The following is a 14,937-nucleotide window of genomic DNA, read 5'->3' as shown; positions in this document are numbered from 1 at the left end:
TTGTTATAAATAACTGGACCCTTGAACAGTTGACCGCATTTTTCAAGGCAACCGAATTCACAGAACAATGGTATGAAAAGCCTCAGGACAAGCGGGAACCCTATGCGATCAGGCTTGAGGCTAAACTAGCCCAAATGAAAGCAAGAACCAAAGAGACCAGGAAAGCCAAGCCTAAAAAAGTAACATTTCTGCTGTCACCTTCTATGATTATCAACATCATCAAATACAACAAACCATTAAAGTCAGTGGTTTGGTCATCTCTGGAACACTATGCCCGCAACGGCCAGCTAACCACCAGTTTATGTAAGGCGCTCAGTCCGGTTATCCGAAATGATAATGAGGGTGTTGTTCCTGAGTTCGTTAAAAATGCAGTGGCTGAAAAGCTGGTACATATTGAGGCAACAAAAACACCCGTAGTAACAGCCATCGCTTTGCAACAACCTGCTGCAAGCACGCCTTGGGATCAGGATTCCACCAGGAGCCTTCAAGGGCCGAAATTTACCTTTGAAGCGGCAATGGAAGAGCTGGATCGTTTTCCGGTATTGGGGAATAGAGAACTTGAACTATTGGAACCCTATCGGAAAGAGATGATACTTCCGCAGTTAATAAGTGTTCTCCAAAAGATCAACCATTATGATGTGGATAAACAAACACAAAACGCTTGGCATTCAGCCTTGGAATGCAGAAAAGAAGACCCTCTTGGACTGAACGGAATTGACATTGACATTTGGGAATCGGATTCTGATTTATTGTCGCCGGATTTTGATTTATTTGCGACCGGGTCAGAACGGGTCAACAACCACCATGACTGGCTTGAAGAGTTCCTGCAAGGATAAACCAGTTGTCACAGCAATTCACGTGCTCTCTCAATCTGGTAGCTGTCTCAAAAATCATGGTCTTTTTCGGGAGTTCTGCAGATTCAATTTCTTCCAGTATTTTTTGGCAGCCCCTCGCTTGTTCTTCAAGCTGTGGAGCCTGCCTTCAAGCCAAAGCTCCACTTTTGCTGGTTTAAGACAATGGGCTCTTTATTGGGTGGTTCAAACAGCTTCAGTAACTCTTGAATTCCGAGCTGCCCTGTCTCATTCAACGCTCGCTGCAATCCATCTTCAAGATTCAGCAAGTAGTCGTTAATAGAGTGTACTTTTGTTTGAATCAGTCAGAGAGAGCACCCTGATAGCTGATGTCATCAGACACATAATGACCTGAAAACATGGCTTTTAAATCAGAAAAGCCAACGCCTGGCAGGACAATGTACTATTCATCACTTTTCCGGCTTCGTTTCCAGCGACGATGGCTCCAGAGGAACGTTTCGGGCTGTTCATAAATAGAGGCCTGTGCAGCACTGACATAAGCATCAATAATCGGATGGTGATTTTTGTCTTTGGTATTTTCATAAGGAGGCAGAGCCAGCGCTTTAAATTCAAGTTCATAATAGCCGCGTTTAAGCCGTCGACACTGGGCAAAAAAGACCGGATATTGGGTCAGTAAGGCAATTTTTTCCGCTCCAAGGTAAAAAGGCGCTTCTTTATTGAGATAAGGGACCCAGTAACTGCGCTCTCCTTCTGCCGGAGCCTGATCAGCCAGCATCACAAACAGCCGGAAACCATTTTTGCCCTTAAGAATATCCCGTCCGGCCTGTTTCATCGGAATGGGGCGGGAATGAAAGCGGCTGCGAATCTCATGGATAAACTGATTCCAGCCTTGGTGGTGCAAAGGCTTGTAAACCGGATCAATAGGCACACCAAGGTGTTGCGACACGCTATGGAGCATCCACTCCCAATTGCCCTGATGAATGGTTAGAACAATGATTGGCCTGGACCTTCCCCGGGATGCCGCCTCCAGGGCATCAGCGCCAACAATTGAGCAGCGTTCTTTAAACGCTTCTGCGCTCATGCTGTGAGCCTTGATCACTTCAAAGGCAAGGTCCGACAGATGCCGGTAGAACTGTCTGGTCACATCAGCAATATATGCCTCCCTTTTTTCCGGAAAAGCCTGTCGCAAATTCTTGCGCACAGTTCCTGTTCGATATTTGGAGAGATAAAAGGCGAACAAATAAAAAAAATAGGAAATAATATAGATGACCTTAAAAGGAAGTCGGGAGATCAACTTGGCAAACAACATAACAAAACAGGCTCTTCCCTCTGAAACAAAAATGACCACTAAAAATAATAAACCTGAATATTATGAACTTTTCAAATTAAATATAATCAAATGCGCCTTATCTATTAAATTAATGAGATTATAAAACGCGTAAGTATGAATAGTATTTCATTGTTAGAAACACCGATGTTTAAATCTGCACTAGAGTCTAATAAAAAAATAACTCAACCGGTGCGTCATAATAATAAAGAAATTTCTATTGGGGGAGTTCGTCACACCTCTGCCCATCGCGCCGGTTACCGGTCAGTGGAAGAGATCCCCCTGGGCAAACGATCGATCAGTGATCCGGGCCCCATTCTTGTTAAGTGCAATAACAATGTATTTTGGGACTTATCACGTATTGACCTTAAATCGTTGCTCCTTCCGGGAACCTTTTTCGCCGACCAGTCAAAACATATTGTCGGTTTACAACTTGCCCGGCATATTGCCGAGATTTTTGCTCACGGCACAACCATGAAAGAGAAGAACATAAAAGCACTCACTATCTGTCAACAAGATCAATACAAGTTCTGCAAACTCAAACTGTTCGATTACCCTGCTCAATGTGTTTTTTTCGATCTGGTCGGCAGTAAACTCAGGCATTTGCTGTCTGAAGAGCTGGTTGCAGAGCTGGACGCAAAACAGCTTCAGGACTATTTACTGGTAAAGGAAGGTTTTATTAATCTCCAACTTACCACGGAGCAAAAAGCAAGCATTAAAAAGCAGGTCAAAGTGAGTGCCAGGGAGGATACGGAGACCGTATGCAACGCACAGAAATATCGATATTCTCAACCCGATGGCATGAAAGGGGAAATTTTTATCAAGGCCACAGCCCCTAAAATCCGGGGCGTGTTATTTAAAGTTCTGGGAGAACTGGCCCGGGGAGGTCTGCAATTGCGAGATGCCCCGGAGTTTATTGGCTATGTCCCTGCCGAGGTAGCCAACTCTCTGATAGAAAAATCAGGTTTTACCGACAGCACCTGGTCAGGCAACTTCCTGCACGGTAGATACTCTCATTTACTGGCACTGGCATTTCTCAGCAGAGAAGCCGGTCTGACGGCAACAACACTGAAAGCCGTGGTGGCCCATGGCCTTTGGGACGATTTATTGGACCAAAGCCCATACGCAAAAATAGATATTCAACAATTGGGGGATCATGAATACCTGATTCATGATAGAAATCCATTCACTGTGCCATTCAGCCCTTTCGCATTTCAGGAAATGCTTTGTACTGGTCAGGTTTCTTCTACCCTTCGGCAGATTGCAAAGTTAATTGCAGGACTCTCAGCTTGCGAATATGCCATGCTCACAACCTCTTTTCAGGAGAAGGTTACTCCTGAAAGGCTCTTGACGATGGCTCAAAATATCCAACTGCTGGAGCACGTTATTGCCCTGGAGCACCATAACGACATATTTGAAATCAAACAGTATTTTGATATGCCAACCTTTGGACTTGTTCCCCTGGAGATTCTGGAACTAAGCAGCGGGTGGACACTGGGGCAATTCACAGCGTTCGGGCAATCCCATGAACTCTCGGTGTTTGCCGCCAAAAAAGCATTCAAACGGGGTGATAAAGTTGTTTCCGTCACAACGCATTTCGACAGTCCACTTTATCGACTGGTTGGCTACGCACCTGTTAATCAGCAGGAAATCAAGAAGCTTGAAGACTTTGATATACAACCGGCTTTTACCAGCTATGTTGCCTGGCCAGCAAAAAACCACCCTTGCAACCGCTTAAGACTTACTCAGGCTCCTGCTGTCTGAGAGCCGATCCAGGCAACTTTGAAAACGGGTATATGGCTATAGTCAAACCATTCTCATAAAATGACACCAGTAACCAGAAGAGAGCGGGTTTATGGAGTCACTCAGGGCACAACTCAGTCAACAATTAACTGCCTGCGGGGCACCTGACACTACTACGGAAATTCTTCCTGAAGAAATCAGGAACGTGGTCAATGCTCACTGGCAACAGTTTGTGGATAACAATCCGTCGTTTACTTTTCCTGGCACCCTTTTTCCTGACCAGAGTGATCAATTGAGTCCCGGGCTGATGGATCAGCTGATCCGTTGCTGGGCAGGCAGTGACTTTGCCGCGCAGCAGTGCATTCGTCACCCTCAGTGGCTTGCCAGCATTCTGGAAAACCATGACAAACTCCCTGATTTAGCCCAAACCCACCCGGAACGTTTACAAAAAGCACTGGCAGCAGTTGAAAATGAGCAGGACCTGATCAAGGCTCTCAGACTTTACCGCAACCGGGAAATGCTGCGGATTATCTGGCTCGACCTGAATCGTCGGGTCAACATGCCGGAAACCACAGCGGATATGTCGGCCCTGGCAGATGCCTGTATTGATAGCGCACTCAACTGGCTATACCGGGACAGCTGCCAGACCATGGGAACGCCCTATGGCACAGATATCCCGGGGGAAGAACCGGTTCCCCAGAAAATGGTGGTACTGGGTATGGGCAAACTGGGAGCCAGAGACCTTAACCTCTCTTCAGACATCGACCTGATGTTCACCTACCCCTGTCAGGGAGAAACCCGTGGCAACAAAAAGGTCATTACTAATCAAGAGTTTTTTATCCGTCTTGGCCAGCGACTGATCAAGGTGCTGGATTGTCAGAGTGCCGATGGTTTTGTGTTCCGGGTTGATATGCGACTGCGGCCTTATGGTTCCAGCGGAGCCCTGGCCATGAGCTTTGCGGCGATGGAGCAGTATTATCAGGATCAGGGCCGGGACTGGGAGCGCTACGCCATGCTCAAGGCCAGGGTGGTTGCCGGAAACATGCTCGCAGGCCAGCTACTGCTCAGCCAGCTGCGTCCTTTTGTTTATCGTCGCTACATTGATTTTGGCTCCATCAGTGCCCTGCGGGAAATGAAGCAGCTGATCCGCCGGGAAGTGAAACGCAAAGGTATGGAGAGCAATATCAAGCTTGGGCCTGGTGGCATTCGTGAGATTGAGTTCATCATTCAGTCTTTCCAGTTGATACATGGCGGGCGTGATCGCAGTCTTCAGGAGCGAAACCTGCTGACGGTTCTATCAACGCTGCTGCGCAAACACTATTTTTCTCCTGACGAAGCCAATGAGCTGAAAGCCGCTTATATCTTCCTTCGTAACCTTGAACATGCCATTCAGGCCATTGCTGATCGGCAGACTCAGGATCTGCCGAAAAGCCCAAAGGCTCAGGCACGGGTCGCCTTCAGTATGGGGCAAAAAGACTGGTCCGGGTTACTGGGCAAGCTGGAAGAGCATCGTCACCAGGTCACCACTTACTTTGATGCGGTTATTGCTGATCCTGAAACCACAAATACCAAAGATCCTCATAGTGACCAGTGGCAAGCCCTCTGGCTTGGCCAACTCAGCGAGGAAGAAGAACAGCAGCTGATGGCCCGGGAGGGCTTCAAAAATGTCGATGCCTCATGGCAGCGATTGATTTCCCTGCGAGATAGCAAAGCCATTACCCGGGTTAGAAGGCAGAGCCGTGATCGTCTGGATAAGTTCATCCCGCTCCTGCTCAGAGTGGCCGCCAATGCCACTGAACCTGATACTTTTCTACTGCGAATTCTTCCGCTGATTGAGGCAGTACTGCGTCGAACCGCTTATCTGGTTCTACTGATCGAGAACCCTGCTGCGTTGGAGCACCTTGGCAAACTCTGTATTGCCAGCCCATGGATTGCTGAACAGATTGCCCGCTTTCCAGCGCTTCTTGATGAGTTCCTCAATCTTGGTGATCTCTATAACCCACCGGAAAAAGAAGCGTTGGCCGACGAGCTGCGCCAACAGCTCGCCCATATTCCGGAAGACGATCTTGAGAACCAGATGGAAGTTCTGCGCCACTTCAAAATGGCCCATGTCTTACGAGTGATTGCTGCCCAGGTGTCCGGCACCCTGCCTCTGATGAAAGAGAGTGACTACCTGAGCTGGATTGCTGAAGTTATTCTTGATGCCGTTCTGGCCATTGCCTGGCGAAACCTGGTCGAAAAATATGGAATGCCCCGGGATGCTGACGGCAACCTGTGTGATCCCGGCTTCATTATTGTTGGTTACGGCAAGCTGGGCGGTATTGAGTTAGGCCCCGGCTCTGATCTTGACCTGGTATTTATCCATAATGGCGGTACCAATAAAGAGACCAATGGCCCCAGGGCCATTGACAGCACGACGTTCTTTACCCGCCTTGGTCAGCGAATCATCCATATTCTGACCACGCAGACACCCTCGGGTATTCTTTATGATGCAGACATGAGACTACGCCCATCCGGCTCTAAAGGATTACTGGTCAACTCCTTCACTTACTTTGAGAAGTACCAGAAAGAGGAAGCATGGACCTGGGAACACCAGGCCCTGGTGCGTGCCCGTGTGATTGCCGGTGACCCAACGCTTGCACAGAAGTTTGCAGACCTCAGATCAGCTATTCTCAGCCAGCAACGGGATGTTAACAAACTCCGTGATGATGTTGTGGATATGCGCCAGAAAATGCGGGAACACCTGAGGTCAACATCATCTTCTGCCAATAGCGGTGAAGTCTTCCATTTAAAACATGACCCGGGCGGCATCGTTGATATTGAGTTTCTGATGCAGTTTGCCGTTCTGCGATACTCCAGCCAGTACCCGTCGCTGTTGAAGTGGACCGACAACGTGCGGATCTCTGAAGAATTGGAACTTGCAGGCCTGATGAAACATGACGACGCCCATCAGCTTCGGGAGGCTTATAAAACCTTCCGGTTCAGTATTCATCAAAAAGCATTACAAAACGAGACACCTGAAGTAGAAAATACCTCTGGCAACTGCCTGCGTCAGGCCGTTATGACTATCTGGGCAGACTGTATGAAATGAGCAGGCATCAACCGACAGTTAATTGATTATGAGCAAACTCTCGGGGCGGCCGCCCCGTGGAGCACTATGCACGTTCCTGTCTTTATCCACGCACGCACAAGCCAAATATGAAGGTGATGAGGGTTTTAGCCAATTTTGCTAACCAGGAGGCTGACCGAGAATAGCGCCCGTCCAGGCGACCCCGTAGCGAGGATGGCAGAAAATTGAGGATAAAAATTCGGTTTTGTGAGGTGAATAGCGGGGCTATTTGCCGAACAAAAGCGGATTTTTAAACCAATTTGCTGCTACCGCACGACTGCATGGATGCAGGAGCTAGAGCAACGCAGGAGCAGTTGCCGCGTAGGGCAGTCTATTCTCGGTCATCCTCCTTGCCACTGGCCTTCTCACCAACGTTGATCCTGATAAATAGACTGCCACCCGGAAGCATGTGTGTAAGATCATTGATTGCCATAAATTTATCGCAACCAACACCTCTATTCATGCTCTCCGGTTTTTGGAAGCTTGGGATCGTCGGGTCGGGTTCAGATCTATTTACGCCCAAAACTTCTTTTCCTTCCCCAACTATCTCAAAGGATAAACTTTGATCGAATGGCCAAGTCAGAATTTCATCATACATGCCTTTCATAATCGATATAAACAGACTGATGTGGGTGCCTTCTCCGTTACCATCGCCATATGGAAATATTGTTGCCTTCATCCTGTATCCTTCCGGTGCCGAATAGAAAACCGGACTGTCAAACGATGTATTTATGCCTTCTCTTGCCTTTGCTATGGCTTCTATGAAGTTGTCTATTCTCCATAAAAACGTTCCATCCGTGTGCTGTTCCTGCAATTCTTTTATTTCCTTTATTTGAATTTCATATTCAGCGCAGGTCAAAGAGAGGTTTTCTACAGTGTTTTGCAGTTGTTCTACAGTTTTGTTCAGTTGACTGATTTCGTTAGCCTGCTCTTCGTTTCTCTCTTGCAGACGTTCAAGTTCTTCCATGCCCGACATTAACAGCGTCTGAACCATACTTTTCTCATCTCCGGATCCAGTTTCTGAGAGGTTCTCAAATGCCATCAAATCCTCTGAAGCTGGATCTGGTCTCTGCGGTTCAATTACCGGGGGAGGAAAGCCCCGATGCTTATCACCATGGAAATGGTCAGGCAAATCGCTTAACTCTATGGGCTGACGACATTCACGGCCATTAACGTCCTTCGCACAATATACTATTGTGCGCCGGGAAAAAGCGGTCAGATCTATATCCTCATCAAAATTCTGGAAATGAATGGGATCTGCATTTTGAATACACTTTAAATCAGCTGCTAAAGTATGCCCCTTCAGTGGTTCGATCATTGAAGAGTCTTTTGGACGCGCATCAATGATGGCCCTGTTACTGATCTTCCTGTGATGCAAAGGCCTGCCTTCCACGATATGTGATTTGTGCATCGAACAATGGCTACAAGACAATTTCTCCTCAATTTTCTTTACATCTTGAGGTTTACATCGAAACTCTGCTCCGCTGGTTGTTCTGAGTACTTTACCGGACAAGGCTTGCTGCCGATCCGGATCATAAATCGTCACATCTCGAAGATTATGATCCCACCCATATTGAGGAACATTGCTGCTGCCCGGTGGGAAACTTAAAGGGGGACCTTGGTTCATTAGCATAAGCTCCTGTTTAAATTTTTTGATACAGCTGATATGGCAATCGGTAGCTCGCCATAGATCAGGCAAGAGGCCCCAACTCAAATGGCCTGACATTTTGAAGAGCTATTAAACTACTTTATGTATGGCTGGTAGTCGAAATGACACTTTCATTTTCTGACCACAAATTATTCGATTGGTTCAATTAGAAATGGCTGAATCTTTAGAATATTCTGAAAACATCTGAAACCTGTGAAGCTGGTTCCGGTAAAATCACAACGCTTGAGAATTTTGCAATCCCCTGCCGAGACGGACAATCACTCTTTGGCATCAGAGGAAAGTTGTGATCCAATAGTCACTTCAGACTCTTTCACCAACAAAATAATTTAGATCTGGAGTTTCCCGATGTCTTTCGCCGATCGTGATGGCGTTATCTGGTTAGATGGGAATTTAGTTCCCTGGCGTGAAGCCAAAACCCATGTGCTGACCCACACCCTTCATTACGGGATGGGGGTTTTTGAAGGTGTCAGAGCCTATAACACGCCAGAAGGACCTGCCATTTTCCGTCTGAAGGAACACACCGACCGCCTGTTTCGCAGCGCCCACATCCTGAGAATGGAAATCCCCTTCAGCAAAGAAGAACTGAACGAAGCACAGAAGCTTGTCGTTCGTGAGAATGGGCTGGACGAAGCCTACCTGCGGCCAATGTGTTTCCTGGGCTCTGAGGGTATGGGGTTAAGAGCCGAGGGCCTTCAGGTTCACACCATGGTTGCTGCCTGGAACTGGCCTTCTTACATGTCGCCGGAAGCGCTTGAGCGTGGCATCAAAATCCGTACCTCTTCCTATACACGACACCATGTAAATATCACCATGTGCAAGGCCAAAGCCAACGGGAATTACATGAACTCCATGCTGGCGCTGCGGGAAGCACTGGACAGTGGCTGTGAAGAAGCCCTGCTGCTGGATAACGAGGGTTATGTGGCTGAAGGCAGTGGTGAGAATGTCTTTATTGTGAAAGAAGATGGCATTCTCTATACCCCGGAACTGACTTCCTGTCTGGAAGGCATTACCCGGGATACCATCATCCGGTTTGCCCGGGAGCTTGGGCTGGAAGTCCGGGAAAAACGCATTACCCGTGATGAAGTATATATTGCACGCGAAGCATTCTTTACCGGCACGGCTGCAGAGGTAATGCCTATTTGTGAACACGATGGGCGCAAGATTGGCGGCGGCAAGCGTGGCCCCGTTACTGAACAGCTTCAGTCCATGTACTTTGACCAGGTTCGTGGCAAACGCAAAGAGAACCCTGAGTGGTTGAACCATTGCTAAGAGATGATGGCTAACTGTCTGTTAGCCATTCTGCACCCTACTTGCTGATAATTCGCAGAGACTTTACGTCTATTTCAACGCCGGATACCCGATCAACATCCACCTCACCAATAATCTCTACTCTGGCATTGGCAGTTACCGGCTGCGGTGGAAAGTCGTCATCATCGATATCCACGATGATTTCTCCGGTACCATCGTTAAACAGGTAAGTATCATGTTTAATTTTTCGGACCAGATTGCCCCTGAGGACGACCCGTCTGTCGTCCTCAGGGTTCTTCAGGATAGCGGCGACGGTTGTCGTACCATCACCGGAGTCAGGTACGGAACTAGCCCCTGATCCGGGGCCGATATAAGCCCCCTCAGCAACAAACACCGTGAATGCCAGCAAGACAGCGGAAGACCATCTGACTAACTTCTGCGAATAAACGCCGTAGAGTTTCATTACCGAGACACCCTGACAGTGACTTATATTCCAACTGAAATAATAGGAGAAAAAGTCGGTCTCGCCAGAGTTTTGCTGTCTCTATTGGATGTCAAACAACGAGAGCACAGCAGCAGGCAATCAACCACTTATTTTTTATCAATCCGATAAAGACCACAGACACCGATATGTTCCCCCAGGCCTTTAAATATCTCAGGAGGAAAGCCCGGTATAACCGTCATCATGGCTATTCCCATACTTGTTAATGCTTTGGAAGAGAAAAGCAATTCCTGATCACTGGCCTCAGAAATGACCAGCAAATTCTTACCTCCCCGATCAAACCAGGACTTAATAACCCGGGGAAGAAATTCATCAGCGTCCACCCAGCGCCCGTTATCCATGAAAACGGGCTGCGGCGCATCAAGTACCAATGCTGATGAGTCCATGTTACCACCAGTCGAGGCAAGTATTTTGGCAAACTTGTCGACGCTGACAAACACATCCGCTTTATTTACCCTGGTATAGGTGTTGTCCGGTGGATTGATATCAAAGCAGGTTGAGGGCATGCCTGCTTCCATCATACTTTTAGAAAAATAACCGGATCCCGCCATAGGGAAAAACAATCGGTCAATATTATTCGCTCTTAGATAATCGTTAAGGTAGTTTGCTGAGGCTTGAGAAATGCTGGCATAAATACGGAGTTCAGCTTCACGGTAACGAGAGATCATCGTTATCAATTCGATTAAACGAGTATCAGCAGGACCCCAATTACGCCTTAGAACTACTTGCTCCTTGTGATGAGACAGCTCTTTCCCATAACCGGAGAGTTGACGAAGGTTCATGATATCAAGAGAAAACATGGGCTCAGGAAAGATCATATTGGTATAACGAATTACTGAAAGCGATTCCGTACACAGCTCTCCCTTTAATAGCTTTGACAAGTCCGTCAACTGGCTATAGAGAGAGTCCAGAATACCAACATTAAATAGTAAGCTACGCTCATCAATATTACCGTTAATGCTTGAAAACTGATCACAATTATTGATCAGACGAAATGCTTCTTCGGTCAGGTTAGTGCACTTTGATAAATGCTGAAGAAGAGAAATTGCAATCAATCTATTTGAACCATGTTTACATTCAACCCTTTCTTGTAACTTTTCAAATAAAGACAATTTTTCACGATCTGATGTGGCATAGCATAGCTGCTTAATGAGGGCTGAATAGTCAGGATCACTATTTAGCCCTTCAGCAATAGGATGTTTGCGCAAATACTCCAACCGCAAACCCGTATCGGCCGGTGAATAAGCAAAATTACCATCAGACGGCATAGAGACTGATCGGTCAACTACAGGAACATCACGGGGAGATGAGTCCAAACCCATGGCATGGTCAGTTTGTGACGTTGTCTCAGGTACTAATCCATCTGTGGTAACCCTGGTTTCGCGATGATTGAATAAAACCTCCCCCAGAAGCTCTGTTAAATCATCAACACTCTGGTTGCTATCAAGTTGAGCACCTGATTGAGGCTTGGAGGTTGCGTCCAAAATAGTACATCCAGTCAATAACGTTTGTTGCACTTTTCAGACAGCTGTATTCCAGCATCGTTCCCTGAAAAATTGCGGACTCATCCGCAGGCTTGCCTGTTGCCACGATTAACGACTGTTTTGCACGATATAAAGGTAGAAAACCCTCATTGATGTTTACCTCCGACACCCTCACTATACGGCTACTGCAAATAAATATTCCGACACAGCAGTCAATATTATTAGTACTGGAGTCTTAAATGAGCGCTATCCACGAACTGCAGCCTCACGCACTATGGCAACACTTTTCCGCCATATGCGACATACCTCACCCTTCGTTCCATGAAGAACAGATTCGTGAGCATTTGATTGGCTTTGCCAAAGAGCACAATCTTGAGTGGCAGTCCGATGCGGCAGGCAATGTCATTATTCGCAAAAAGGCGACGCCTGGTATGGAAAACCGTGCTGGTGTTATTCTTCAGGGCCATATGGATATGGTGCCTCAGAAAAATAACGATACCGTTCATGACTTCACCACTGCCCCCATTAAAGCCTATATCGATGGTGACTGGGTGACTGCCGAGGGCACAACCCTCGGTGCCGATAACGGCATCGGTATGGCGGCAACACTGGCCGTATTAGCTGCCAAAGACCTGCAGCATGGTCCTGTCGAAGCGCTGTTCACCGCTACTGAAGAGACCGGAATGATCGGCGCTCAGGGGCTGCAGCAGGGTGTTCTGACAGGCAAGATCCTGCTCAACCTGGATACTGAAGATGAGGGCGAACTCTACATTGGCTGCGCCGGTGGTACCCGTATCGAGATCAATGGGGATTACACGACTGAAGCCGCTCAGGATGGATTGACCTGCAAAACCCTGTCCATTGCCGGACTCAAAGGTGGCCATTCCGGGTGTGATATTCATCTGGGCAGGGGCAATGCCATCAAATTGCTGGTTCGTGTCCTGCACCGTCTGGAGGCAGAAGGTGTGCGTATTGCCAGCCTGACCGGTGGTTCTCTGGCCAATGCCATTCCCCGTGAAGCGTCTGCGGTCATTGCCATTCCTGAGTCATCACTGGTGGCTTGTGAGCAAATTATTGACCAGTGCAGCAATGAGCTGACTGCCGAATTGGCGGTGGTGGAGCCCAACCTGACACTGACTCTGAGTGAGGCTGCGCCCGCTGCCGAGCTGATGTCTTTGCAGGATCAGCACCGGTGGGTAGCTGCGGTGAATGCCTGCCCAAATGGTGCCCAGAGAATGAGTGACTCCATTGCAGGCGTGGTAGAAACCTCTTTAAACCTGGGGGTTCTGACCATCAATGAAGGCAAGATCAAAGCCCATATCCTGCCAAGAAGTCTGGTGGGCAGCTGTAATGATGCCCTGAGTGATGCTGTCGCCGGCCTGTTCCGAATGCTGGATGCCGAAGTCATCTTCTCCGACAGCTACCCGGGCTGGAAACCAGATGCTGACTCTCAGATTCTGGCTATTATGAAACGGGTCTATGCAGAGCTGTACGGTCAGGAGCCTGGCGTACAAGTGGTTCATGCCGGTCTGGAATGTGGCCTGCTGGGCAGCAAGTACCCAGAGTGGGATATGATCTCCTTTGGCCCAACCATCCGCTTCCCGCACTCTCCGGATGAGAAAGTAAATATCAAGAGCGTTGCCAGGTTCTGGGATCTGCTGGTGGCTACTTTGAAAGCGGTTCCGGAAGCGTAATGCGATGGTTGCAATATGTTTGTGACAGCGCCTGAACTGAACAGATTGATGAACCCTGTAGAGGGAAAACAGGAAGAATCAGCAGCAGCCTGATCGTTCTGACATTCCGGTGCTATGAAAAGGTGACTGTTCAGTGATGGTCGCCTTTTCTAATGGTTTCTGGTTTAGTTTTCGCAAGGGATCTTTCTATGGTGTGAATGTCCCAATACAGGGAACTGTCTGAATAAATAAGTTACAAACGTTTGTCCAGATCAGTTACTCTGTCAGTCAGTAACTGGCTCATTTCATTGTCTGGTGTGTAGGAACTCTCTGCCTGTTCATTCGTTTTCTAGTTCCCTGAATACCCTGTGATTTTGAAGTCTGCTGGGAGACGTTCTCATAAGTATTGCCGTCTACTGGAGCGGTAGAGCTGCTCTTTGCAGTCAGATGGGAAACATCCTCATAAATACTGTCGTGTACAGTGGTATTGGGTACCGCTGTTTCAATTGTTTGCGTTGTTGCTCCGGACTCAGTTGGTAGCTCAGCTACAGCAGCTGATTGCTGTTGAGTCTGGCGAAAAGTCAACGAATGCCTCAGCGCTTCTGATAAACCCCGTACCGAGTTGACCGCAGCGCTAGCCAGTTCTTTACCACGAGTAAGGGGTTTCATCGCCAGCTCCTGACCACGCAACCCCTCCCGGTAACCGGTAATCCATTGATAGGTTGAATAGCCGGCAATCCCCAATCCGCCCGCTTCCAAAAGGGAACCTATGGTAATTCCCACCGTAGCAGCGGTTGACGCTGTAGCGTCAATCCTGCTGTTTACCACCGTGGGGTTGCCAACTATGCCTCCATGGAAAACCCGCCCCGCCCCGAAGCCGGCGCGTGCATTTTTACCCGAGGTTTTGACCGTGCTGTTCATCACCGTGGTGTTGACAACCGTTCCTTCATTGTAAACCAACCCACCCCCGATGCCGGCGTGTGCATATTTACCCTTGGTTTTGACCGTGCTGTCCACCGCCGTGGTGTTGACAGCCGTTCCTGTAACCACACCCCCCCCGATACCGGCGAATGCAACATCACCCGAGGTTTCGACCGTGCTGTCCATCGCCGTGGTGTTGGCAACCGCTCCAGTAACCCACCCCCCGCCGATGCCGGCGTGTGCATATTTACCCCTGGTTTTGACCGTGCTGTCCACCGCCGTGGTGTTGGCAACCGCTCCTCCATAGTGAACCAGCCCCCCCCCGATGCCGACGTATGCAACATCACCCGAGGTTTCGACCGTGCTGTTCACCGCCGTGGTGTTGGCAACCGCTCCTCCATCGTCAACAAGCCCCCCCCCGCTGCCGGCGTGTGCATATTTACCCTTGG

Annotated in this window: 9 protein-coding genes and 1 pseudogene; 5 read left to right on the top strand and 5 right to left on the bottom strand. The window is 48.4% G+C overall.

Annotated features, from left to right (window positions below; all coding sequences use genetic code 11):
• The coding region (locus J7439_RS23760; RefSeq protein WP_209204539.1) for a hypothetical protein at positions 1-836 on the top strand (836 nt) is incomplete at its 5' end.
• A gap of 418 nt (positions 837-1,254) precedes the next feature.
• Here the strand turns inward: J7439_RS23760 and J7439_RS23755 are convergent.
• Positions 1,255-2,121 carry a lysophospholipid acyltransferase family protein gene (locus J7439_RS23755; RefSeq protein WP_286198499.1) on the bottom strand — a complete coding sequence of 289 codons (867 nt, stop codon included), beginning with the start codon at positions 2,119-2,121 and terminating at the stop codon, positions 1,255-1,257.
• Positions 2,122-2,331: 210 nt separating this feature from the next.
• On the opposite strand from J7439_RS23755, the gene J7439_RS23750 reads away from it, so the two are divergent.
• The gene (locus J7439_RS23750) at positions 2,332-3,903 is read left to right on the top strand and encodes a hypothetical protein (RefSeq protein ID WP_209204537.1); all 1,572 of its coding nucleotides are present in this window, start codon (positions 2,332-2,334) and stop codon (positions 3,901-3,903) included.
• Positions 3,904-3,994: 91 nt separating this feature from the next.
• Positions 3,995-6,973: a bifunctional [glutamate--ammonia ligase]-adenylyl-L-tyrosine phosphorylase/[glutamate--ammonia-ligase] adenylyltransferase gene (glnE, locus tag J7439_RS23745; protein WP_209204536.1), complete on the top strand. Its 2,979-nt coding sequence runs from the start codon at positions 3,995-3,997 to the stop codon at positions 6,971-6,973.
• A 349-nt stretch (positions 6,974-7,322) separates the two neighbouring features.
• Here glnE and J7439_RS23740 read toward each other — a convergent pair whose 3' ends face one another.
• Positions 7,323-8,618: a hypothetical protein gene (locus J7439_RS23740; RefSeq protein WP_209204535.1), complete on the bottom strand. Its 1,296-nt coding sequence runs from the start codon at positions 8,616-8,618 to the stop codon at positions 7,323-7,325.
• A 387-nt stretch (positions 8,619-9,005) separates the two neighbouring features.
• On the opposite strand from J7439_RS23740, the gene J7439_RS23735 reads away from it, so the two are divergent.
• Positions 9,006-9,929: a branched-chain amino acid transaminase gene (locus J7439_RS23735; RefSeq protein WP_209204534.1), complete on the top strand. Its 924-nt coding sequence runs from the start codon at positions 9,006-9,008 to the stop codon at positions 9,927-9,929.
• A gap of 37 nt (positions 9,930-9,966) precedes the next feature.
• Here the strand turns inward: J7439_RS23735 and J7439_RS23730 are convergent, their stop codons facing one another.
• On the bottom strand, positions 9,967-10,371 hold the full coding sequence (locus tag J7439_RS23730) for a NirD/YgiW/YdeI family stress tolerance protein (RefSeq protein WP_209204533.1): 405 nt from the start codon (positions 10,369-10,371) through the stop codon (positions 9,967-9,969).
• 128 nt (positions 10,372-10,499) lie between these two features.
• Positions 10,500-11,894 carry a hypothetical protein gene (locus J7439_RS23725; protein WP_209204532.1) on the bottom strand — a complete coding sequence of 465 codons (1,395 nt, stop codon included), beginning with the start codon at positions 11,892-11,894 and terminating at the stop codon, positions 10,500-10,502.
• Positions 11,895-12,133: 239 nt separating this feature from the next.
• Here J7439_RS23725 and J7439_RS23720 point away from each other — a divergent pair, with 239 nt between their 5' ends.
• Positions 12,134-13,588 (top strand): aminoacyl-histidine dipeptidase, encoded by a 1,455-nt coding sequence (locus J7439_RS23720; protein ID WP_209204531.1) that lies wholly within the window; start codon positions 12,134-12,136, stop codon positions 13,586-13,588.
• A 279-nt stretch (positions 13,589-13,867) separates the two neighbouring features.
• Here the strand turns inward: J7439_RS23720 and J7439_RS23715 are convergent.
• Positions 13,868-14,937, bottom strand: a pseudogene (locus tag J7439_RS23715) (hypothetical protein); the annotation flags it as partial.

The sequence above is a fragment of the Salinisphaera sp. G21_0 genome (assembly GCF_017744115.1).
Lineage (GTDB): Bacteria > Pseudomonadota > Gammaproteobacteria > Pseudomonadales > Endozoicomonadaceae > Endozoicomonas.
This window is presented reverse-complemented; position numbering and strand designations above follow the sequence as displayed.